The 21378-nt window shown below is 70.3% G+C and carries 20 protein-coding genes and 1 pseudogene; 6 read left to right on the top strand and 15 right to left on the bottom strand.

Annotated elements, in window-relative coordinates; genetic code table 11:
- Nucleotides 1-122 precede the first annotated feature (122 nt).
- Both ACFO0C_RS34085 and ACFO0C_RS34090 read right to left on the bottom strand, forming a co-directional pair.
- Entirely contained in the window at nt 123-1073 is a 951-nt protein-coding gene (locus ACFO0C_RS34085; RefSeq protein WP_378070880.1) for a CU044_5270 family protein, read from the bottom strand.
- Nucleotides 1070-1921, bottom strand: coding sequence for a SigE family RNA polymerase sigma factor (locus ACFO0C_RS34090; RefSeq protein ID WP_378070881.1), 852 nt, complete (start codon nt 1919-1921; stop codon nt 1070-1072). The genes ACFO0C_RS34085 and ACFO0C_RS34090 overlap by 4 nt, the downstream gene beginning before the upstream one ends.
- 100 nt (nt 1922-2021) lie before the next feature.
- On the opposite strand from ACFO0C_RS34090, the gene ACFO0C_RS34095 reads away from it, so the two are divergent.
- Together ACFO0C_RS34095 and ACFO0C_RS34100 are read left to right on the top strand one after the other, a co-directional pair.
- The gene (locus ACFO0C_RS34095; protein ID WP_378070882.1) at nt 2022-2504 is read left to right on the top strand and encodes a hypothetical protein; all 483 of its coding nucleotides are present in this window, start codon (nt 2022-2024) and stop codon (nt 2502-2504) included.
- A gap of 43 nt (nt 2505-2547) precedes the next feature.
- Nucleotides 2548-3213 (top strand): NADPH-dependent F420 reductase, encoded by a 666-nt coding sequence (locus ACFO0C_RS34100; RefSeq protein WP_378070883.1) that lies wholly within the window; start codon nt 2548-2550, stop codon nt 3211-3213.
- 144 nt (nt 3214-3357) lie between these two features.
- Here ACFO0C_RS34100 and ACFO0C_RS34105 read toward each other — a convergent pair whose 3' ends face one another.
- The 4 genes from ACFO0C_RS34105 to ACFO0C_RS34120 form a co-directional block, all read right to left on the bottom strand.
- A complete protein-coding gene (locus ACFO0C_RS34105) occupies nt 3358-3936 on the bottom strand; it encodes a barstar family protein (protein WP_378070884.1) in 579 nt (192 codons plus the stop codon).
- Between the two features lie 378 nt (nt 3937-4314).
- Complete coding sequence (locus ACFO0C_RS34110; RefSeq protein WP_378070885.1) at nt 4315-6738, bottom strand: MMPL family transporter; 2424 nt, start codon at nt 6736-6738, stop codon at nt 4315-4317.
- A gap of 28 nt (nt 6739-6766) precedes the next feature.
- Nucleotides 6767-7366, bottom strand: a complete 600-nt coding sequence (locus tag ACFO0C_RS34115; protein ID WP_378070886.1) for a TetR/AcrR family transcriptional regulator — start codon at nt 7364-7366, stop codon at nt 6767-6769.
- An 87-nt stretch (nt 7367-7453) separates the two neighbouring features.
- The gene (locus ACFO0C_RS34120; protein ID WP_378070887.1) at nt 7454-7675 is read right to left on the bottom strand and encodes a hypothetical protein; all 222 of its coding nucleotides are present in this window, start codon (nt 7673-7675) and stop codon (nt 7454-7456) included.
- A gap of 83 nt (nt 7676-7758) precedes the next feature.
- On the opposite strand from ACFO0C_RS34120, the gene ACFO0C_RS34125 reads away from it, so the two are divergent.
- A complete protein-coding gene (locus ACFO0C_RS34125; protein ID WP_378070888.1) occupies nt 7759-8520 on the top strand; it encodes a PhzF family phenazine biosynthesis protein in 762 nt (253 codons plus the stop codon).
- On the opposite strand, the gene ACFO0C_RS34130 is transcribed toward ACFO0C_RS34125, so the two are convergent.
- Complete coding sequence (locus ACFO0C_RS34130; protein ID WP_378070889.1) at nt 8507-9673, bottom strand: trans-sulfuration enzyme family protein; 1167 nt, start codon at nt 9671-9673, stop codon at nt 8507-8509. The genes ACFO0C_RS34125 and ACFO0C_RS34130 overlap by 14 nt on opposite strands.
- Before the next feature lie 59 nt (nt 9674-9732).
- On the opposite strand from ACFO0C_RS34130, the gene ACFO0C_RS34135 reads away from it, so the two are divergent.
- From ACFO0C_RS34135 to ACFO0C_RS34145, 3 genes are read left to right on the top strand one after another with little or no spacing between them, the layout of a single operon-like run.
- The gene (locus ACFO0C_RS34135; RefSeq protein WP_378070890.1) at nt 9733-9951 is read left to right on the top strand and encodes a hypothetical protein; all 219 of its coding nucleotides are present in this window, start codon (nt 9733-9735) and stop codon (nt 9949-9951) included.
- A 40-nt stretch (nt 9952-9991) separates the two neighbouring features.
- Nucleotides 9992-10315, top strand: a complete 324-nt coding sequence (locus ACFO0C_RS34140; protein WP_378070891.1) for a PadR family transcriptional regulator — start codon at nt 9992-9994, stop codon at nt 10313-10315.
- The gene (locus tag ACFO0C_RS34145; RefSeq protein ID WP_378070892.1) at nt 10312-11175 is read left to right on the top strand and encodes a hypothetical protein; all 864 of its coding nucleotides are present in this window, start codon (nt 10312-10314) and stop codon (nt 11173-11175) included. Before ACFO0C_RS34140 ends, ACFO0C_RS34145 begins: the two co-directional genes overlap by 4 nt.
- A gap of 309 nt (nt 11176-11484) precedes the next feature.
- Here ACFO0C_RS34145 and ACFO0C_RS34150 read toward each other — a convergent pair whose 3' ends face one another.
- The 8 genes and pseudogenes from ACFO0C_RS34150 to ACFO0C_RS34185 all read right to left on the bottom strand — a co-directional run.
- Nucleotides 11485-13338, bottom strand: coding sequence for a serine/threonine-protein kinase (locus ACFO0C_RS34150; protein ID WP_378070893.1), 1854 nt, complete (start codon nt 13336-13338; stop codon nt 11485-11487).
- 60 nt (nt 13339-13398) lie between these two features.
- On the bottom strand, nt 13399-14466 hold the full coding sequence (locus ACFO0C_RS34155) for a hypothetical protein (RefSeq protein WP_378070894.1): 1068 nt from the start codon (nt 14464-14466) through the stop codon (nt 13399-13401).
- Nucleotides 14463-15020: an RNA polymerase sigma factor gene (locus ACFO0C_RS34160; protein WP_378070895.1), complete on the bottom strand. Its 558-nt coding sequence runs from the start codon at nt 15018-15020 to the stop codon at nt 14463-14465. Before ACFO0C_RS34160 ends, ACFO0C_RS34155 begins: the two co-directional genes overlap by 4 nt.
- 48 nt (nt 15021-15068) lie before the next feature.
- Complete coding sequence (locus ACFO0C_RS34165; protein ID WP_378070896.1) at nt 15069-17777, bottom strand: exo-rhamnogalacturonan lyase family protein; 2709 nt, start codon at nt 17775-17777, stop codon at nt 15069-15071.
- A gap of 5 nt (nt 17778-17782) precedes the next feature.
- The gene (locus tag ACFO0C_RS34170; RefSeq protein WP_378070897.1) at nt 17783-18619 is read right to left on the bottom strand and encodes a carbohydrate ABC transporter permease; all 837 of its coding nucleotides are present in this window, start codon (nt 18617-18619) and stop codon (nt 17783-17785) included.
- Complete coding sequence (locus ACFO0C_RS34175; RefSeq protein ID WP_378070898.1) at nt 18616-19515, bottom strand: carbohydrate ABC transporter permease; 900 nt, start codon at nt 19513-19515, stop codon at nt 18616-18618. The genes ACFO0C_RS34170 and ACFO0C_RS34175 overlap by 4 nt, the downstream gene beginning before the upstream one ends.
- Nucleotides 19512-20783: an ABC transporter substrate-binding protein gene (locus ACFO0C_RS34180; RefSeq protein WP_378070899.1), complete on the bottom strand. Its 1272-nt coding sequence runs from the start codon at nt 20781-20783 to the stop codon at nt 19512-19514. Before ACFO0C_RS34180 ends, ACFO0C_RS34175 begins: the two co-directional genes overlap by 4 nt.
- A gap of 252 nt (nt 20784-21035) precedes the next feature.
- Nucleotides 21036-21378: pseudogene (locus ACFO0C_RS34185) on the bottom strand (hypothetical protein); the annotation flags it as partial.

Here is a 21378-nt window from a genome sequence, read left to right on the forward strand (position 1 = left end):
GGGGTGAGTAGTTTCCGGGTGGCTGGGCCACGGGGGGATGGTGGGCGCCCGGGAGAGCGGTTCCCGGGTGGCTGGGCCACCCGGGGTGGTCGGTGCCGGGGAGCGCGGCCTCGGACGGTCGGTCAGCGGGATGGTCGGTCGCCGACCTCGTCGACGATCGCCTGCTCGGTCGTGTCGAAGGCGCTGCCCAGGTAGGCGAACGTCTTCGGGTCGAAGACCCACATTCCGCTGTCCTTTCCGAACCTCCACGTCACGCCGGTCCCGGTACGGCCGGCGGCATCGACCGCGTCGTCCACCACCGAGATCCCGGGAACCCGGGCCGCCGCCTGATACAGCGCGGCCCGCTGGGCCGGCCGAAGCCAGCGCTGTGAGCCCAGCGTCGCCATGTCCTTGGCGATGCCGTTCGTCTTGTTCTCCGCCGGATCGTCGTTCAGATGAGCGTTCGAAAGGTCGAGATACCGGGCCATCGCCTCGGCGTCCTCCGGCAGGTCAGGCAGATAGGCCGGATCCGGCTCGCAGGCCTCACCCTGCTCCTGGCCGGAGATGTAGCCGCCGTCCCGGCAACCCGGGAACGCGAACCGGTCCACGACACCACCCTGCACGTTGAAGCCCAGCCCGTCACGGGTGCCGTCGACCGAATACCAACGCTCGGCGAGGACCCGGCCGTCACGCCCGACCGTCCTCGTGTAGAGGAACTGGCCGGGAGACGGCGGCACGTCCGCAGCCCTCGCCGCGGTATCGGCCGCCAGATCCAGGACCTGGGCCACCGGGCGCATCGACAACCGGGTGCCCGGACCGTAGCCCGGAGTCGCCGACAGCGTCCCCGGGGAACGGACCTGGCCGGTGGGTGGGGACGCCACCTGTGGGAACGGCACCGGCTCGGGAGCGGCCGGCCACACCGCGGCCGCCGTGGCGGTGACCGCGACGACGCTTGCCGCAAGCGCCACGGCCCGGGTGCGCCGCTGCGCCCGCACGGCATGCCGGGTGCCGGCCACCAGGTCGCCCGGCCGTGGGGCCGCCTCGGCCGCGTCGGCGAACAGGTCACGCAACTGCTGCTCGATCAGGTCGCTCATCGTCCCTCCAGGACATTCTTCGAGGCGTCCCGCGTCGGGCCGGCGGCAACGACAGTCAACGGCGTGGCCGCGCGCACGGGTGTGGCAGCCGATGTGGTGGCCGCTGCCGCGGATGCCGCCGCGCCCGCCGACCTGGCCGACAGGGCTCGCGGCGCGCCGCCGGCCTGTTTCGCGGGCGGCAGTGTGCCGCCGGCCTGTTTCGCGGGCGGTGGTGTGACGGTGGCCTGTTTCGCGGGCGGTGGTGTGACGGTGGCCTGTTTCGCGGGCGGTGGTGTGGCGGTGGCCTGTTTCGCGGGCGGTGGTGTGGCGGTGGCCTGTTTCGCGGGCGGTGGTGTGCCGCTGGCCTGTTTCGCGGGCGGTGGTGTGACGGTGGCCTGTTTCGCGGCCCGGGCGCGGAGTGTGGCCAGCGCCCGGGAGGCGGTCGAGCGGACCGCGCTCTCGCTGATGCCCATCGTCTCGGCGATGGCCGCGTCGGACAGATCGGCGTAGTAGCGCAGCACCAGCACCGTCCGGGCCCGTGGTGCGAGATCGGCCAGCATCGTCCGCAGATGGTCACGGTCGGCCAGGGCGTCGCTCGGATCGGGCAGCAACCCGGCCGCACCCTCGGCCAGCTCGGTCGGCCGCTCCGTGGTCCAGAGGCGCCGCCGCCAGCTCAGATGCCTGTTTACCAGGACCCGGCGGACATAGGAGTCGGGTCTTCGGGCCGCCGAGACCTTCGCCCAGTTCTTATACGCGTCGACCAGTGCGCTCTGGGTCAGATCCTCGGCCTGCTGCCGGTGGCCGGTGAGCACGAACGCCAGCCGGACCAGTGCCTGACCGTGCTCGGCCACGAAACTCTCGAATGTCATCGCTGCCCCATCATTCGCCGTCACTTCGAAGACGCACCGGCGAGCGGTGTCCGCTGCAACCGCCGGAGAATTGTCGGAGGGTCCTGCCATCATCTGCGGCATGGAAATCCTGGCGGGTGAAGGTGTGGCATTGGTCAAGGTCGGCGAGAGCCGTGACGTGGTCGAGAGCCGGGTCGGCCCGCCGGTGCATCCGGGCCGGCGCAGCCGGGCGGTCTACGACACCGACCCGGGGCTGGTGATCACCTACCAGGCGGACGAAACCGTCGAGCTGGTCGAGATCGGCTACGGCGGTGAGGAGGTCTTCTTCGAGGGCGTCCAGCTGACCTACCGGTTCATAGACGACGTGGTCGCCGAGCTGGCCGCCCGTGGTCACCGGGCCGTGCCGTTCGACATCGGGTTCTCCTTCGAGCCGGGGTTCGCGATCTTCTCGATGTCGTCGCTGTCGGCTTCCGAGCTCGATCCGGGCGCCCCCGTCGACGACCCACGTCGGGTCGTCGAGGGTGTCTCGGTCGCCCCGTTCGAGTATTTTCGCGAGCCGACCGAGGAGGAGATCGAGGCGTATGTGCGTGGCCTCGAGTCGTGAGCGTCGGCGACGGGCGGAATGAGCAACGGCCCACGATGGTTGGATGACACGTCAACTACTCGGGAAGGGTTCGGCCATGACGACCATCGGCATTCTCGGTGCGGGGAAACTCGGGACGGTGCTGGCCCGGCTCGCGGTCGCGGCCGGCTATCGGGTGCTGATCGCCGGTTCCGGTGACCCGGCGAAGATCGATCTCATCGTCACCGTGCTGGCTCCCGGGGCGACCGCGGTCACCGCGGCCGAGGTCGCCGGGCAGGCCGACGTCGTCGTGCTGGCGCTACCGCTCGGCAAACACCGGACCGTTCCGGCGGAGGCGCTTCGCGGCAAGCTCGTGATCGACGCGATGAACTACTGGTGGGAGGTCGATGGCATCCGCGACGACCTGCGGTCGGACACCAGCCTCCTGGTTCGCGACTCGCTGCCGGGAGCCCGTGTGGTCAAGGCGTTCAATCATGTGGGCTATCACGTCCTGGAGGAGGAGGCCCGGCCGTCGGGCGCACCGGGCCGCAAGGCTGTCGCCATCGCCGGTGACGACGCCACCGACCTGGCCGCGGTCGCCGCGTTCGTCGACCGGCTCGGTTTCGATCCGGTCGAGGCCGGCGGATTGTCCGAGGGGATCCGGATGGAGCCGGGCACCGAGCTGTTCGGCGCCAACAGCGACGCCACCGAGGTCCGCGCGATGCTCGCCCGCTTCCGTCAGAGCGTTTGAGCCAGGCGGCGGCCTAGACGAAGCCGGCACCACCGCCCGCGCAGGAACAGCGAACGCGGCAAGAACAGCGAGCGCAGCTGTCCGGCCGAGGGCTGGAATCAGCTGGTCAGTGGCGGCGGCGCCACCATGGCTGGAATCAGCTGGTCAGGGGCGGCGGCGCCACCATGGCTGCTTCGGGGTTTCGGGCGAGGGGGAGGGGTCAGTGACGAAGGAGTCGACTGGTTTGTATGCCTCCACCGGGTTCCACAGGACCTCGGTGCCGCCCACCGGAGGCATGGAGAAGCTCGGGGCGGCGGACTGGATCAGGCAGAGAAGCTGTTGACCGTCGGCCAGGGCCAGGCGTGAGCGGCTCGCGATGATGTCGAGCAACTGGTGTGCCACAGCAGGCAGCTCAGCGGCGAACTGATCGAATCCGGACATCACCACGACTAGGCCGGTGGCATCCTCCGGGAAGCCGTAGTGGTGGGCCATGACGTCGCCCAGGCAGTCGTGGAACGCGTCGAAGTTGTTGCCGTAGTACGCCGGGAAGTCCAGGGCCCGGGCCAGGTCGGCGTGCATTTCCTGCTCGGTGTGCCAGTTGTTCGCGCCCAGGCTGACGATCCGGAAACCGGCCTGGCTCAGTCCGGTCACCGTCTGCTGGAGCAACGTGGTGCGATGAAAGACGGTCACCGGTGAGCTGGAGAGAAACTCGTAGCTGCGGGGGTCCGGCGCGTCGGTCGACATGGGTGAGGATCTTAGCGAAGTAGCAGTGACCAGCAGCTTCCGCCCGAAAGAGGCCCGAGCGAGGAGGAAGAGGCCCGGGCGAGGCGAGGAAGAGGCCCGGGCGAGGCGAGGAAGAGGCCCAGGCGAGGCGAGGAAGAGGCCCGGGCGAGGCGAGGAAGAGGCCCGAAAGAGGCGAGGAAGAGGCCCGCGCGAGGCGAGGAAGAGGCCCGCGCGAGGCGAGGAAGAAGCCCGAAAGAGGCCGGGAAGAAGCCCGAAAGAGGCCGGGAAGAAGCCCGAAAGAGGCGGGAGCGGGCAGCCCTCCCGCAATGTAGCCACGAGGAGCTTGTGGCCGTACCGAAAGGCTGCCGGCGAGGGTGACCGGCAGCCTGCGGTGACGTTCTAGCGAAGGGCGGGTTCGGCCGGTTCGGAGTGGGACGGGTGGTGGACGACGGGGTGGGCCCGTTCGAGGGCGGCGCCCTCGACGTCCACGTTGGGCAGGATGCGGTCGAGCCAGCGCGGGATCCACCAGGCCGAGTCGCCCAGCAGGTGCATGACCGCCGGAATGAGCAGCATCCGGACAAGGAAGGCGTCGACGAGGACGCCGAAGGCGAGACCGAAACCGAGTGACCGGATCATCGCCGTGTTGGAGAAGATGAAGCCGCCGAACACCGAGATCATGATGATCGCGGCGGCCGTCACGACCGTACGCCCGGCATGAACGCCCTGCTGGACGGCGAGGCGGGCGGGCGCGCCGTGGGCGTAGGCCTCGCGCATGCCGGACACCAGGAAGAGCTGGTAGTCCATGGCCAGGCCGAACAGGATGCCGATCAGGATCGTCGGCAGGAAGCTCAGCACGGGCCCCGGGTCGTGGATGCCGAAGACGGCGCTCAGCCAGCCCCATTGGAAGATCGCGGTGATGCCGCCGAACGTGGCGAACAGGCTGAGGATGAAGCCGAGCGTCGCCGTGACCGGCACCAGGATCGACCGGAACACGAAGATCATGATGATCAGTGAGATGCCGATGACCACCCCCAGGTAGAGGGGGAGGATGTTGTCCAGCTTCTCCGAGATGTCGATGTTGCCGCTCGCGGAGCCGGCCACACCGAGGGTGACGTCGCCGGAGATCGGCGAGAGACCGCGCAGGTCGTGGACGAGTTGTTCGGTCTCGCCGCTGGTCGGGCCGGTCTCCGGGATGATCTGGAAGCCGAGGGTCCGGCCGTCCTCCGAGGCGCCGATCGGGGCGACCGCGGCGACGTTGTTCTGGGAGAGCAGCAGGTTGCCGATGCGGACCTGTTCGGCCTGCTGGGCGTCGCCGGTGACGGCCGCGGGCAGGTCGGCGACGACGACGAGCGAGCCGTTGACGCCGGCGCCGAAGCGGTCCTCGATCAGCTTGTACGCCTGGTACTGCGTGGAGTCCTGGGCCTCGGACGAGCCGTCGGGCAGGCCCAGCCGCATCGACATGGCCGGGATCGCGACCGCCACCAGCGCGACCAGCAGCGCCAGGACGGTGGCGACGGCCCGCGTGGTGCTCATCGGTTTCACCGAGGCCTGCGAGATGGGCTCGGCCTTGCGGTTGAGGACCCGCTTGCCGATCAGCGCGAGCAGGGCGGGGGTCAGGGTGACGGCGAGGAGTACGGCCACCGCGACACAGATCGCCGCAACGGTGCCCATCAGCCCCAGGAAGGGGATCCCGGTCACGTTGAGGGCCAGCAGGGCGACCAGCACCGTGGACCCGGCGAACACGACGGCGTTGCCGGACGTGCCGTTGGCCAGCCCGATCGACTCGTGGAAGTCGACACCGTCGAGAAGCTGCCGTCGATGCCGGTTGAGGATGAACAGGCTGTAGTCGATGCCGACGGCCAGGCCCAGCATGACGCCGAGGACGGGGGTGATCGACAGCATCTCGACCACGCCGGAGAGCGCCAGCGACGCGGTCACGCCGATGCCGACGCCGGCCAGGGCGCTGAGGATGGGCAGGGCGGCGCCGATCAGCGTACGCAACATGACCAGCAGCGTGATCGCCGCGATGACCAGGCCGACCACCTCACCGACGCCGACGATCTCGGGCAGTCCCTGGGTGATCTCGTTGGAGTAGTCGACCTCGACCCCGCCGGGCAGGCCCGCGTCGACGTGTGCGACGACCCGCTCCTTGGTCTCCGGGGTGACGTCGAGCTGCGGCACGGTGAACCGGACCTGCGCGACAGCGGTCGACCCGTCCACCGACACCTGCCGGATCGGTGCCGACATGGTCAGCAGCCGCTCGCCGACGGCCAGTTTCGCCGCCTGTGTCTCCAGCTCGGTGCTCTTCTCGATGAGCAGCGCCTGCTGGTCCTCGACCTTGGCCCGGGTGGCGGCGTCCAGGTCGTCCCAGACGCCTTTGGCCTGGTTGATCTGCTGCTGGCCGTCGTTGATCTGCTTGCGGCCGTCGGCGATCTGCTTGAGCCCGTCGTCGACCTGGGCGCGCCGGTCGGCGATCTGCTGGGAGATCGCGAACGGGTCGGTGGCGGAGGCGACGCCCTCCAGCTGACCGGTCGTCGTGAGGAGGGCGGAGATCGCCGTCTTCTGACTGTCGGTCAGTGGCGCGCCGTCCGGGGTGTGGAAGACGAGTTTGCCGTTGCCGCCGGCCGCGATCGGGAGCCGCTCGCCGAGGCGGTCGCTCACCTTCGCGGTCTCCGTCCCCGGGATGTCGACGACCGGGGACAGCTCGCCCCGGGCGACGAAATAGCCGGTGACGGCGAGACCCAGGACCACCAGCCAGGAGGCCAGGACGACGCCGGCACGCCGGGCGCAGAAGCGGCCCAGGCGGTAGAGGAGCTCGGCCAATGTGGTTCGTTCCTTCGGACAGCCGGAATCAGTAGCCGGCGCGGACTGTGTCGATCATGCGTTCGAGCAGGTTGTGCCACAGGTCGCGGGACTGCTCGTCGGTCTCGGCGGCGGTCACCGCGATCCAGTGGGTCGCGACCACGACGGTGCCGTTCATCAGTGAGCTGACCAGGATCGCGGCATCCAGGGGGTCGGCTTCCGGATATTTGCCGGCCAGTTCGAGGGCCATCTCCTCCGAGGTCCGCGCGACGGTGGCGTGGAAGATCTGGGTGGCCTGCGGATTACCCGGGGCGAAACCGCCCAGAGCACGCCACAGGTACGCGATGACGCCGGGCACGTCGGTGGCCCGCAGTGCCCCGGCGACGTCGGCGAACATCGACTCCCGCTCGCCGGAGGTGACGACGGTGCGGAAACCGTCGATCACCACGTGCAGCATCTCGGTGCAGACGGTGGTCACCACGTCGTCGATCGAGGCGAAGTGGTTGAAGATCGTGCGCCGGGAGACGTCGGCCCGCTCGGCGAGCTGGTCGACACTGAACCGGCCACCCTCGGAGATCAGGGCGTTGGCGGCGTCGAGAATGGCGCGCCGGTGGCGGGCCTTGAGGGCCGACCGGCGATCGATGGTCACACTTCTACACTAAGTGCATCGTTGCACTAGGTGCAAAGCGGCCCCCCACCGGAGAACCGGTGAGGGGCCGCTGCCCTGCGAGGAGGATCAGAGTCGCTGGGTCTCGGTCGTGGCGGAATGCAGCTCGGCGGTGGTCTCCGTGACGAACTTGCCGGTGCGCGCGCTGCGGTTGACCTCGCGGTCACCGCGCTCCTTCTCGCCGCCGACCTGCTCCGTGGTCGTGGTGCTCGGGTTGCGCTCCGCGGTGCTCTCCTTGACGAACCGCCCGCTGCGAGCGCTGCGGTTGACCTCGTGCTCGTTGCCGGCCATCGGGGGGCCTCCTCGTCCGGTGTGACTGTCGTTGCACCCTTCTCTCTGCCCGTTTTCGCGGCCGGGAAACTAGCGTTGCCGATGTGCTCACCGTGGTCGACGCGTGCGTCCGGGAGGGGAGCGGCGGCAGCCCGACGCTCGTCGCCGATGACGACGCCGCCTTCAGCGACGCCGATCGCCGCGCGATCGTCCGGGCCGGCGGTGCGTCGCACGGAGCCTTCCTCGACCCTCCGGTTGTCCGCTTTTTCACTGGTACGGCCGAACTGCGCAACTGCGGCCACGGGACACTCGCCGCACAGGCGGTTCTCCTGGACCGTGACCACGCGCGGGAGCGACGGGCCGTCCAGCGCACCGGCGGGCGCGACGTCCAGGTGACCGCCACGCGGCTGCCCGGCGGCGGGATCGAGGTGTGGTTCGACCAGGGCCCGGTCACCGTCACGGAGCCGGACAGCGATCTCGGCGGGGTGCTCGCCGCGCTCGGCGTCGGCGACCCCGGCCGCATCGTGGTCGCCTCACCCGGCACCCCGCGCCTGCTGATCCCGGTCGCCGACCCCTCGGTGGTGGCGCCCGACTTCGCCCGTCTGGCTGCCGAGTGCCGGGAGCGTGGACTGCTCGGCTGTCTCGTCTACCGCCTCGACGGGCCGGTCGCCCTGGCCCGCCTGTTCGCGCCGGTGATCGGGGTCGACGAGGACGTGGCGAACGCGAACAGTTCGGGCTGTCTCGCCGCTCACCTGGGCCGGCGGATCGAGGTGTGGCAGGGCGACGCGCTGGGGCGGCCGTCGGCGGTGTTCGCGGACTCCGACGGCCACACCACACGGGTCGGCGGGGTCGTCAGGCTGCGCTGAGCGCCTGGTCCAGGTCGGCGATCAGGTCGTCCGGGTGCTCGATGCCGACGGCTATGCGGATCGTGCCGGGGCCGATCGACGCGGCCCGCAGTGCGGCGGCGTCGAGCTGGCGGTGCGAACTCGACGCCGGGTGCAGGATCAGGGTCTGCGTGCCGCCCAGGGAGGCGGCGAGCCGGATCACCCGTACCCCCTTCTGGAATCGCAGACCCGCCTCGTAACCGCCTGCCAGGTCGAAACAGAAAGGGGCGGCGAAGCCGCGGACGAACGCCGCGGCGATCGCGTGGCTGGGGTGTTCGGGAGCGCCGGTCCACAGCACCCGCGCGACCGCCGGATGCCCGGCGAGGAACCCGGCGACCCGGGCCACGTTGGCGGTGTGCCGGTCGACGCGCAGCGAGAGCGTCTGCAGGCCGCGCAGGGTCAGCCAGGCCGCGAACGGGTCGGGTGTGGCGCCGAACTCGACCGCCTCCGACCACACCTCCCGGTAGAGGGCGTCGCCGGCGAAGACCGCGATACCGCCGGTCACGTCGCTGTGCCCGCCGAGGAACTTCGTCACCGAGTGGATCACCACGTCCGCGCCGTGCTCGATCGGGCGGCACAGCAGCGGTGTCGCGAACGTGTTGTCGACGACCGTCACGACCCCGGCCGCCCGGGCGATCGGCGCGAGCGCGGGCAGGTCGCTGACGTGCCCGGTCGGGTTCGCCACGGTCTCCAGATAGAGGACCCTGGTCCGGTCGGTGATCGCGGCGCGTACCTCCTCGGGATCGTGCCCGGACACGAAGGTCACCGTGAGTCCGTTGCGGTCGGCGAGTTTGCGCAGCGCGGCATGCGTGCCGCCGTAGAGGGTGTGCTGTGCGATCACGTGATCGCCGGCCCGCAGCAGGCTGTGCAGCAGCAGCGAGACGGCGCCCATGCCGGAGCCGGTGGCGATCGCGGCGACGCCGCCCTCCAGTTCGGCGACGGTGTCCTCGAGGGCGCGCACGGTCGGGTTGGCGAAGCGGGAGTAGGCGAACGGGCCGTCCGGCCGGTTGAGGCCCTCGGCCAGCGGATCCGGATCGTCGAAGGCGAACGACGAGGTCTGGTAGAGCGGCGCGCTCAGCGGCGTGCTGTCCGGAACCGGGACGTGGATGTGAACGACGCGGGTGTCGGCATGCATACACCGATCCTGTCGCCGAGCTTCCAGAAATGTCAGAGGGTCAGGGCATGATGCGGGGCATGTTCAGCTTTCCCGACCTCGCGGCCGCGTCCGGCACCGTCCAGCGGTTGCGCATCGTCCAGGCCGTCGCCGCCCTGCCGTCTGATTTCGACGGTGTCGTCCCATGGCTGACCGGCGTGTCGGCCGACGAGGCGGCCGAGCCGGAGGTTCGCCTCGCCGCGCTCGTCCACCTGGTGCGCCGCACCGCCGACGAGCGCCTGGCGATCTCTCTTCGATAAGGACTCGTCATATGTAGTTGAACTACGTATAGTCGTCTGTATGCGGGAGACGACGTATTTCATCCTCGCGGCCTTGCAGGACGGACCCCTGCACGGCTACGCGATCATTCAACGAGCATCCGACCTGTCCGACGGGAGGATCCACCTGGCCACCGGCACTCTCTACACGGCACTGGAGCGCCTCGTCGGCGCCGGCCACATCCGCGTCGTCGACGAGCAGATCGTCAACGGCCGGGCCCGCCGGTCCTACGAGCTCACCCCCACCGGCGGTGCCGCACTGCGGGAGCACGCCGAGCAACTGGCCGCCGCCGCCCGCGTCGTCACCGAGCGCCGCGTGACCCGGACGGTGGTGCGCCCCGCATGAGCACCGTGGAGCGTCGCTACAGCCGTCTCGTCAACCTCTACCCGTCGCGCTATCCCCGTGAGGAGATCCTCGACACCGTTCTGCAGAGCAACGCCCGGTTCACCGTCCGCGAGGGGTTCGCCCTGGCCGTCGGTGCACTGCGGGCCCGGACGGGCGCCGACGTGCACCGCACACCCGCCGAGTTCCTGCGATCGGCGACCCGGCTGGCCGCACTGGCGCTGCTCGTCCACGCGGCGGCCGGCGATGTCCTGCGGACACTGCCGCTCGACATCCCGATGATCGTCGCGAGTCCCGATGGCATCGTCCAATACGCGACGGCCGGCCTGCTCGCGTTGATCCTGCACGTGACCGCGATCGTGACGCTCGCCCGCGGGGCGTACCGATGGGCCGCGGCCGCCGCCGTGCTCGGTATGCCCGCGTCCGTCATCGCCGCCTCCCGGTTCGGGATTCCGTGGCACATGGACGGTTTCTGGGCGGCACCGCTCGCCGCGCTGCTCGTCGGGATCCTGGCCGCGAGCTCCTGGCGCGAGCGTTCCTCACCGATGTGGTGGCTGCTGGCCATCCTGCCCGCGATCGTCCTGCTCCCGACCGGCTCCGGCGTGGTCCTCGGCGTGGCGTGGTTCATCGAGAAGCAGGCGTTCCTGGTGATGGCCGCGATCGCCATCGCCTGGTCGCTGCTGGACGCCCGGGTTCCGATCGCCGTCGCCGCACTGGGCCTCTGCAACCTGCTCACGCTCACGCAGGTCCTGCTGATCTCCGGCGCACTCGGCGAGGTCCCCGTCCACCTCGCGGCCGCCGCGGCACCGACGGCAATCCTGCTGATTGCCGCGACTCTCAGTAGGCGCCGCTCGCCGATCTGACCCCGGAGGTTGTACGGGACTGGCCGCCCCTCAACCGCAGGGGCGGCAGTTCCGTGCCCACCACGCGACGGGCCCGGCCCCGCACGGCCCCAAGGCGCCTCACGGGCGTGGCGATCCGTCGCCCACGGGGTGTGGCGGTCTGTTGTTCGCGGGCGTTGCGGTCTGTTGTTCGCGGGCGTGGTGGGCCGCGTGTTCGCGGGCGTGGTGGGCCGCGTGTTCGCGGGCGTGGTGGGCCGCGTGTTCGCGGGCGTGGTGGGCCGCGTGTTCGCGGGCGTGGCGGGCGCCTGTTCGCGGGCGTGGCGGCCCGTGTCAGGAGCGGGTCAGCGTTGCGGTCGCCTGGTTGGTCTCATTGTTCAGGTCCTGCCAGAACATCTCCAGCCGGCCGTCGCCGTCGGTGCGCAACGTGAGATCGGCCGACTCGACGCAGGTCTGACGTGGATTCCAGCCGGTCTTCTGCCGCAGGTGGATCTCCCGCTCGGTGGGCGCGGGGTCGATGACGGTCAGGGAGCCGGTGCAGTTCAGGGACGCCGCGAACGTCCCGGTACGCGACGTCTCGCTGAACGTGATCACCACCTCCCACGAGGTGACGCGGCCGAGCGGTTGCCGTGCGGTACCGGTCCACTCGCCGATGAACGCCGCGGGAACGGCCGCAGACGAATCGGGAGATCCCGACGGGCCAGGAGATCCCGACGGGCCAGGAGATCCCGACGGTTCGGGCGTGAAACTGGACCCCGGCCGGGCACCCGTCCCGTCGTCCCGGCCCGACGGATCGTTCAGCTGGAGCCACGTTGCCCGGATGATCGACCCAGCGGCGACGAGGGTGCTGAACACCAGCACGCCGATCCACACCCGACGCCACGGGAACGGTCGCCGCGGAGCGGGATTCGTCCCGGTACCCCACCCGGGCTGCCCGGGAATCGTCCCCCCTCCGGGCTGCCCGGGAATCGTCGCCCACCCGGGCTGCGTCGGCCCCGCGCCCCACCCCTGGTGCGTCGTCCCGTTTCCCCAGCCGCCTTGCGCGGGACCGTTGCCCTGACCGAAATGCGCCGGAACCGTGGGCGCAGAACCGGCAACCGGGCCGGTGCCGCCGGTGACCGGCGCAGCGAAGGGCGCTGACGACGCAGCTGAGACGGGCAACACCGGCGGGCCGGACGGGGCCGCGCGACCCGGGTGGACCGCCGGGCCGGAGCCGGCTCCAGGACCGGGCTCCGGGGCGGGGACCGGATCGTGGGGTGTGGGGGCCGGGGCGGGGACCGGATCGTGGGGTGTGGGGGCCGGGGCGGGGACCGGATCGTGGGGTGTGGGGGCCGGGGCGCGGATCGGATCGGTGGGTGTGGGGGCCGGCTGGTCGTCGCGGACGACCGCGGTCAACCGGGCGTGTGCCTGATCGGCGGTGAGACGGTCGGCCGGGTCCTTGGCGAGCAGGCCCTTGATGACCGGCCACAGACGATCGGCATCCCGAACCGGCTCCGGACTGCTGTTGAGGATGGCGGCGAGCATGCCCGGCATGTCGTCGCTGTGGAACGGTGGCCTGCCGGTCACCGCCGTGTAGAGCGTCACGCCGAGTGCCCACAGGTCCGAGGCGGCGGTCGCGGGACGGCCGTCGAGTCGTTCCGGGGCGAGGAACGCCGGGGAGCCGATCATCTGCCCGGTCGAGGTGATCGCGGTGGCGTCGTCGATCGCGGCGATGCCGAAGTCGGTGAGGACGACCCGATCGGGGCCGAGCAGGATGTTCGCCGGTTTGACATCGCGGTGCAGGACGCCGTCGCGGTGGGCGGCCCGGAGCGCGCCGAGGACCTCCAGCCCGACGACGGCGGCCCGGTGCTCGGTGAGCCGCCCCTGCTCACGGATAGCCGCGGCCAGTGACGGGCCGTCGATGAGCTCCATCACGATCCACGGACGGCCCTCGTCGGTGACCACGTCGTGGACGGTGACGATGCCCGGGTGGCGGAGGCGGGCGGCGGCCTGCGCCTCCCGGAACGCGCGCCGCACGGCCGGGTCGGTGGGTCCCTCCCCGGCCTCGGGCAGGAAGATCTCCTTGAGCGCGACGTCGCGCCCGAGCAGGGTGTCGTGGGCCTGCCAGACCGCGCCCATCCCGCCGCGGCCCAGCCATCCGGCCAGCCGGTAACGGCCTGCCACCACGCGCGCCGAACCCCCGGACATGCCGCGAATCTACCCCGCCCTCGATCAACGGCGAATCCGCGGGCGCGGGCTGTACCCCCGTTAGTCGCTACAGCCCGCCAGGCTCTGCACGTCGCGCGGCATGTCGCGGGTCGCCTCGCCGGTGGCCTCCCAGAGCATCCGGGACCAGTCGCCGCGCTTGGTCCGGTCCATGTCCTTGAGGATCGGCCAGTTCCGGCTGCCACGGAGTGCCGCGACCGCGGTCTCGGCGGCCGTGTCGTCGCCCGCCTTGTCGGCGCGGACCCATTCGCCGGCCCACCCGCAGGCCACCAGCCGGACCGCCCGGGCCTGGAACTGGTACGGCGTGTACGCCCCGTCCAGTCCGAGCCGCTCGTAGTCGAAGCCGGGCGGGAGCGGAACCCCGGTGAGGGCCTTGTCCGCCTCGGCCGGCGCCTCGCCAGGGGTGACGACCTCCGGCGGCAGGGCGGCCAGGAACTCCTCCGGTTCGACCCGTTCGATCCGGGTGAGCAGCTTGTCGAAGTAGGAACGGCTCACCTCGCCGCCCTGCACGCGGATCTCGACGAAGGTCCCGTCACGCGGGTCGAGCATGGCCGCGAAGTCGGTGGGTCCGTAGGTGAAGACCTTCGCCCCGACCCCGGCCACCCGGGTCGCCCGCGGCTTGCTGACGTGCAGCCGGTCGTCGAGATAGCTCTGGTAGGACGACGCCGCGTACCAGGTCATGTCGAGATGCCGTTCGCCGTTGGTGAAGCTGACGGACCCGTTCCTCTCGGCGAAGCCGTAGATCACCTCCAGGGTCCAGCCGGGCTCGTCGACGAGCAGGCGCGGATGGCTGGTGGCGTATTTCAGGTCCAGTTGGTGACCGGCTCCCACGCCGCCGGTCGGGGCGGCGCCACTGGGTGTCACGCCGGGCAGCGCGGCCGGGGGCGGCGCGGCCTGATCGGGCAGCAGTGCCGAGGCGCCGATGACGCCGGTCACCACCGCCGCCGCGGCCAGCGCGCCGGCCAGCCGCCGCCGGAACGGGGGCCGGTGCGGGACGGACGGGACGAGGGGCGTGGACATGATCTCCTCCAGGAGATGCTGCTCCGCCCCGTCGAGTCGTCCGGCGATGTTCCGGTACGGGTCTGCGTCGAGAAGGCGTTCGTCGTTCATCGGCCCTCCTCCGGGACGGTCGCGGTCAGGACGTCGAGTACATGTCCGGGCCCGCCCGGATCGTCACCGACCAGTTCCCGTAGCCGTGCCCGCGCGCGGGACAGCCGGGTCCGTACCGCGCCCGCGCCCATCCCGACGACCTCAGCCACCTCGCGGGGCTGGAGTCCCTCCCAGACGGTGAGCATGAGGACTTCCCGATCGGTGTCGGGCAGCCGGGCCAGCGCCGCCCGCACGGCGAGCCGCTGTGGCACCTCGTGCCCGGGGTCGGCGGCGACGAGGCCGGTGATGCGCTGGCGTAGCCGTTCGCCGAGCCGATCCCGGCGGGCGCCGCCGCGGTGGTGGTTGGCGAGGACGCGACGGGCCACCCCGTAGAGCCACAGGGTGACCTCGTCGTCGGGTGGCAGCTCACGGCTGCGTCGCCACGCCACCAGGAACGTCTCGGCGACGATGTCGGAGGCGTCCTCGGCCTGCTCGACACGGCGTATCGCGTACGCCAGCATCGCCTCGAAGTTGGCCGCGTAGACCCGCCGGAAGCGCTCCTCAGGAGAGATCACGTCACGTCCATGTCCGGTCCGGCCCCGAACGTTACCGCCAGCCGTCGCTCAGCGGAGCAGGGCCAGGTTCTGGATGGCGGCCAGGCCGTACAGGGCTGTGGTGTTGGTGTCCACCCAGGCGGCGTCGTCGACCGGGTTGAGGACCTCCGGGCCGGTCAGGGCGACGGTCCGCCACGGGTTGGCGTCGGTGTAGCCGTCGGTGGCGGTGAACTCCCGCCAGGCCCGGGCCGCCAGTGTCGCGTCGCCGAGGCGGGCGGCGGCGTACGCGGTCAGGCGCGAGTGGCCCTGCTTGAGGATGAGGTTGCCGAAGTTGGCACCGGTCTCGGCCGCCTGCTCCTCCCGGGTGCCGTTGAACAGACGGCAGTACTGCAGCCAGGCCGCCTCGAATTCGGGCAGGTCGACCAGGGCGATCAGTTCGGCGCAGATCTCCACCTGGCCGAACATGGCGCTCAGGTGCGACACGCTGACGGTTTTCGCGGCGACGGCGAACTCGCCGGTGTCCAGGTCGTAGAGGCCACTGCCGGTGACGAAGCCGTTCGGCATCCGGCCGATCGTCCGCATGGTGGCGAGCAGCTTCTTCTCGGCGATCGCCGCTTTCGGGCCGCGGCGTTCCCATTCGGTCAGCCAGGCCGCGGCCAGGCCGCTCCAGTCGGTGCCGAGGCCGATCGACAGGGCGTGCGGGTCCGGCGTGTACGGCTCGGTGCGGATCTTGCGCAGTGGGTCGAGGGCCAGGAACGTCCGGTCGGAGTCGACGAGTTCGTGCATCAGATCGCCGACCCGCTCGTCGGCGGTGAGGAAGTAGAAGATGCGCCGGTAGACGGCGGTGCTGATGCGCTGTTGTTTGGCGCTGTCGGCCCAGTGCTGGACGCCGTGGCGCGTACCCAGTCCGGCCCATTTGCCCAGGTGGTAGACGTCGACTTCACCGGTGTGCCGGGTCATCGCCTCGGCGAACCGGTAGATGTCGGCTCGCCCGGACCGGAGGTAGGCGAACCACAGCCACAGGTCCGGCGACAGTTCGGAGTTGTCCCAGGCGTAGCCGCCGACGTCGTAGCGCCACACGTGCCGGTCGACGTCGGGCGTGTGCATCACGTCGCCGTAGTTCCAGAAGCCGTACCAGTGGCGGGATTCGACCTGGTCACGGTAGTAGTCGAAGAGGAAGTCGAGCCGGTCCTCGATCTTGGCCCGGTCCGGCGTGGACCTGTCGACGGGGGCGAACAGACCCCCGAACGCTCCGGCGGCGGCCAGGTGGGCGGGCGGCGCGACGATCTGCGGTGGATTTCTGATCGTACGGGCCAGAGCAGCCGCTTCCACGGAAGAGGGGGTGGCCCCGAGCGCGAAGAAGCCGAGTTCCGTGGTCCGCGCGACGCCGTACGGCGTACCGAATCCGGGCTCGTAGTCCTCGTAGGTGATGTTGAGCCCTTCGAGCTGCTCAGGGTAGGTGTCCTGGCCGAGCCCGTCGTGGTAGAACCGGGTGTCCATCGGCCCCGCCTCGGGTGACCACATCCAGATCGTGGCCTGCGCCTCGGCGGTGTCCGCGCCTCGGATGTCGAGCTGCGCCGGATACTTCTGCCAGAAGTCCCGCATCCCGAACCCGAGCCCGCCGGTGACCCCGCCGACGTAGGCGAACCCACCGGCCCGCTGTCCCGAGTCCACGTCGATCCACCCGTGCCCGGCCTTGGTGCGCTTGCGGATCGTGTATCCCTGCGAGCTGAGCTGCGCCAGTGTGTAGTCGCCCCAGGTGGGGATGAGCGGCAGCCGGGTGGTGACCCGCTGGTCCCAGGTGGCCGGGTCGGGCAGTTTCTGGCCGGCGAGCTGCGTGTTCCGTACCACCGCTCCGGGGTCCCGCCGAAGGCCGGTGATGCCTTTGACCGCTTCGCGCAGCAGCCCGTCACCGTCCCCGGAGATCCGGATGTGCCGGTCGTAGGCCTCGTCGCGCATCGGCACCCCGACCCGTACCCCGAGCCCCGCGACGAACTCCTTCTGCCCCTCGGAGTCGAACAGGAACGTGTGCACGACGCGCACGTGCTCGGCCCCGGCGTAGAGGTAGAGGCGCACGATGAACGGCAGCCACGACCGTCCGCGCCGCCGATGATCCCCTTCGATCTTGACGACCGCCCGGACGGGCCCGCGCTGCTCGACGGTGACCTTACGAATGTTGCTGACCAGGCGCTCCCGGGAGGTGCGGCGCTCGTCCTCGTCGTCGGCGGTCGTCTGGCGCAGGCTGACGAGCTCCAACGCACGCGCCACCTCCACCCCGCCCCGGGTGATCGACTTGATCAGCGACGACCCGCGACGGCCGATGATCACGTCGATCACACCGGTCCCCACGGTGACCGTGTCGTGTTTCTCGGCGACGGTGACGGCAGTGGCGACCGGCGCACCGGCGGACCGGGACAGTGTGTAGGACGAGGACAGCGGCGCATCCGCCGGCAGGGCGTGCGCGCTCCATTTCAGCGACCCGTCCGGCCAGTAGCCGATCGGCCAGCTCTGCACCGGCACGGCGGTGCCCTCGGCGCTGGTCAGGGCGAACGGTGAGTCGGCCGGGACGGCGCCCTGCGGCCACGGCACACCCCAGGTGCTGCCGACGTTGCTGCCGGGCGTGTCCTCGAGCCACTTCAGCGACACGGTGTCCGGCGCGGCGTTCACCGAAGAACGAAGGGGCGGCGGCGCGGCCACGGCGGGGGAGCCGGGAACCGCGGCCAGCAGGGGAGTGGCGGCGACGCCGCGGACGAACGTACGGCGGGAGAACTCCTGCATGGGGATCAGCCTTTGAGTCCGGAGGTGGCGAAACCCTCGACCAGCAGCCGCTGGAACGCGGCGAAGAACAGCAGGATCGGCACGATGGCCAGCGCGGACAGCGCCAGCATCGGTCCGAACGCGTTGTGGTCGGTGGTGTCGATGAACAGCCGCAGCGCGAGGGGGAGCGTCAGGCGTTCCGGCGAGGACAGGTAGATGAGCTGGGTGAAGAAGTCGTTCCAGGTCCAGATGAACGTGAAGATCGCGGTGGTGACCAGCGCCGGCCGGACCAGCGGCAGCACGACCGATCCGAAGATCCGGATCGAGCCGCAGCCGTCGAGCCGGGCCGCCTCGTCCAGCTCGCGGGGGATGGTCCGCATGAACTGGACCATCAGGAAGATGAAGAACGCGTCGGTGGCCAGCAGTTTCGGCAGGATCAGCGGCCAGAACGTGTCGACCATCCCGAGCTTCTGGAACAGCGAGTACTGCGGGATGGTGATGATGTGCACCGGCAGCATGATCGTGGCCAGGGTGAACGCGAACAGCACCCCGCGCATCCGGAACCGCAGCCGGGCGAAGGCGTAGGCGGCCAGCGAGCAGCTCGCGATGTTGGCGAGCGCGCAGCCGCCCGCCACGATCGTCGAGTTGACGAAGAACGTCCAGGCGGGCACCCCGGCCAGGTCGTCACCGAGCGCCAGGTAGTTGTCCAGGATGTACTCCCGGGGCAGCAGCGCGAGGCTCTGCACGATCTCCGCACCCGACTTGAACGACGCCAGGAACAGCCAGACGATCGGGTACAGCAGCGGGATCAACAGCAGGATCACGGCGGCATGCCATCCGGTCACCCGCAACCGCCCGGTCACGACTCGTCCCCGGAATAGAAGACCCAACCTTTGGCGGTACGGAAGAGAAGCGCCGTGATCACTGCGATGACCACGAGCAGGAACCACGACATGGCCGACGCGTAGCCCATCTTGAACTCGACGAAGCCCTTCTCGTACAGGTAGAGGGTGTAGAAGAGGGTGGAGTCACTCGGGCCGCCGGTGCCGTTGCTGACGACGTAGGCGCCGGTGAAGACCTGGAAGGCACGGATCGTGTCGAGCACCAGGTTGAAGAAGATGACCGGCGACAGCATCGGGATGGTGATCTTCAGGAACGACCGCCACGGCCCGGCCCCGTCGACGGCGGCCGCGTCGTAGTACTCCTGCGGGATCTGCTGCAGCCCGGCCAGGAAGATCACCATCGGTGCGCCGAACTGCCAGACCGCCAGCAGCACCAGCGCCAGCAGTGCCCGGTCCGGGTGGCCGATCCAGTCGTGGAAGATCACCCGCCACACCAGGGCCACGCTGACGCTCGCGCCGAGCAGCGACGGCGCGTAGAACGCCGACCGGTAGAAGCCCTGGGCGCGGCTCCTCCGATGGATCAGCAGGGCGACACCGAGGGCGGCCGCCAGCTGTACGGGCACCGAGATCAGCACGAACTTGGAGGTGGCCCACACCGCGTTCCAGAAGTGCGGGTCGACGGTGAGCATCCGTACGTAGTTGTCCAGGCCCACCCAGCGCGGGGCGGTGAACAGGTCGTACTCGGTGAACGACAGGTACAGCAGCCACAGCATCGGGCCCAGGGTCAGCAGCAGCGCCCCGGCGACCCACGGCGAGAGGAAGAGGTAGGCGATCGACGGGCGCTCGCCGTACCTCCGCTGCTTGCCGGGTTGTGATCGGGCCGGGGAGACCCGTGGCCGGTCGAGCACGGTCGTCATGCGCCGAGGGCCTGCTGGATCTCGCTCATCAGGCGCGGTGCGGCCGCCTCCGGGGTGGCCTTGCCGTGCATGACGTCGTCGTAGATCCGCTGGAACTGTGTCTTCACCACGCCTGCGCCCTTCGGCGGCGGCGCCGGTGCGGGCAGCAGCTGCGGCGACACCTTGGCCTCGTAGTCGGCGACCATCTTCCACTCGTCGGTCAGCTTCGCCGACAGCGTCTCGCGGATCTTCAGGTTGGGCGGCAGGCCGCGGGCCATGCCGAGGATCGCGCCGGCCTCCGGGTCGTTGATGAAGAAGTCGGCGAACTTGAGGGCGACGTCCTTGTTCTTCGTGCGCTGGGCGACGCTGAGCATCATCGGCGGCTGGGTGAACTGGCCGATGGTGCTGCCCGCGGTCGGGAACTGGGTGAGCGCGAACTCCCCGCCGTAGGTCTCCCACGAGGTCATGCCGACGGTGCTGTCCGGGCAGAACTCGGCCGTCGACTCCTTGCGCGGGAACGGGGTGAGTGTCGTGTTCGCGGTGATCTCCGGCGGGGTGATCGCCTTCGCCTCACGGAACTGCACGCCCAGCTTCCACCACGCGACCACGTCGGCCTCGCCGTAGCCGAGCTTGCCGTCCGCGGTGTAGAGGTCCCTACCTTGCTGGCGTAGCCAGTCGCCGAACCAGTCCTCGATGCCGAACGGGTCGCTGAGCCCGCTCACCTTCGGCCCGAACTTCGCCGACACCTGCGCGGCCGCGGTCTTGAGGTCGTCCCAGGTCCAGCCGTCGGCCGGGAGCTCGGCGCCGGCTTCCTCCCAGCGCTTCGCGTCGTACTGCAGCACGTGGGTGGTCTGGCCCATCGGCAGGCCGTAGGTCTTGTCGCCGATGTTGCCGGCCGGGAACAGCTTCTTCTCCAGGTCGGCGGTCTGCACCTCCTTACCGAGGTGCGGGGTCAGGTCGAGCAGGGTGTTGCGTTCGGCGTACTCGCGCAGGTAGCGGTCGCCCATCTGGAGCACGTCCGGGGCGTTGCCGCCGCTCATCTCGGTGGCGAGCTTCTGGAAGTACGGGTCGTAGGCGGCGTAGGTGGTCTTGACCTCGACACCCGGGTTCCTGCTGACGAACAGGTCGACGACCTGCTGGGTGAGTTTGGCCCGCTCCTCGCTGCCCCACCAGGCGAACCGGAGCGTCGTCCTACCGTCCTCGGAGCCGCTGCTGCACGCGGTCGTGGTGAGCCCGGCGCCGGCCAGGGCGAGGCCGGTGCGCAGCAGGGTGCGTCTGCTGACCGTCATGGGAGTCCTCCCCGTGTAACGTTTCATATGCGTACGCGAAAAGACCCCCGGCCAGCCAGGGGTAGAGATCGAATTATCGAACTGCTTCGATTGAATGACGGCAGCTTTGCATGCGGATCAACAGCACGTCAACGCCCTGCTTGCATCGATAAGAAGCTTTATGATGGCGTGTGAGGGCGGGCCGCCCGTAACTTAGCGGAAACCTTGACAGGTTCCAAGTGATCGCTAACATCCGGGCGGCCCGCCCGACTCTCACCGCGCCACGATGCCGACCTCCGGGTAGCGGTCCGACGCCCCGTCGAGCAGCGGCTGGTGCCGGTGCCGCAGGTGCTGGTCGAACATCGCCCGCACGTAACGGCGGGTGATGGCGGTGGCCCGCACACCGGGCGTCGTCGCCCCGATGTCGATGCCGAGCTGGTCGGCGAAGATGCCCAGATCGGTGAAGGACGCGTGGTCCGCCCCGGCCACCGCGATCCAGCGCCTCCACCCGGTCAGGTTCGCGTAGTCCGCCGTCAGCCACCGGTCGTGCCCGCCCGGCAGGTGGTCGTCGCTGGTGAGCACGAGCGCCGGCCGGGCCGGCCCGGCCGGCGGGGCC

The sequence above is a fragment of the Actinoplanes subglobosus genome (assembly GCF_042650585.1).
Lineage (GTDB): Bacteria > Actinomycetota > Actinomycetes > Mycobacteriales > Micromonosporaceae > Actinoplanes > Actinoplanes subglobosus.

Coding starts and splice junctions, on each gene's coding strand:
- ACFO0C_RS34085 (WP_378070880.1), bottom strand. CDS start 1,073: ATGAGCGACCTGATCGAGCAGCAGTTGCGTGACCTGTTCGCCGACGCG.
- ACFO0C_RS34130 (WP_378070889.1), bottom strand. CDS start 9,673: ATGCATGCCGACACCCGCGTCGTTCACATCCACGTCCCGGTTCCGGAC.
- ACFO0C_RS34145 (WP_378070892.1), top strand. CDS start 10,312: ATGAGCACCGTGGAGCGTCGCTACAGCCGTCTCGTCAACCTCTACCCG.
- ACFO0C_RS34140 (WP_378070891.1), top strand. CDS start 9,992: ATGCGGGAGACGACGTATTTCATCCTCGCGGCCTTGCAGGACGGACCC.
- ACFO0C_RS34100 (WP_378070883.1), top strand. CDS start 2,548: ATGACACGTCAACTACTCGGGAAGGGTTCGGCCATGACGACCATCGGC.
- ACFO0C_RS34135 (WP_378070890.1), top strand. CDS start 9,733: ATGTTCAGCTTTCCCGACCTCGCGGCCGCGTCCGGCACCGTCCAGCGG.
- ACFO0C_RS34175 (WP_378070898.1), bottom strand. CDS start 19,515: ATGACGACCGTGCTCGACCGGCCACGGGTCTCCCCGGCCCGATCACAA.
- ACFO0C_RS34095 (WP_378070882.1), top strand. CDS start 2,022: ATGGAAATCCTGGCGGGTGAAGGTGTGGCATTGGTCAAGGTCGGCGAG.
- ACFO0C_RS34090 (WP_378070881.1), bottom strand. CDS start 1,921: ATGACATTCGAGAGTTTCGTGGCCGAGCACGGTCAGGCACTGGTCCGG.
- ACFO0C_RS34180 (WP_378070899.1), bottom strand. CDS start 20,783: ATGACGGTCAGCAGACGCACCCTGCTGCGCACCGGCCTCGCCCTGGCC.
- ACFO0C_RS34120 (WP_378070887.1), bottom strand. CDS start 7,675: ATGGCCGGCAACGAGCACGAGGTCAACCGCAGCGCTCGCAGCGGGCGG.
- ACFO0C_RS34165 (WP_378070896.1), bottom strand. CDS start 17,777: ATGCAGGAGTTCTCCCGCCGTACGTTCGTCCGCGGCGTCGCCGCCACT.
- ACFO0C_RS34150 (WP_378070893.1), bottom strand. CDS start 13,338: ATGTCCGGGGGTTCGGCGCGCGTGGTGGCAGGCCGTTACCGGCTGGCC.
- ACFO0C_RS34155 (WP_378070894.1), bottom strand. CDS start 14,466: ATGAACGACGAACGCCTTCTCGACGCAGACCCGTACCGGAACATCGCC.
- ACFO0C_RS34105 (WP_378070884.1), bottom strand. CDS start 3,936: ATGTCGACCGACGCGCCGGACCCCCGCAGCTACGAGTTTCTCTCCAGC.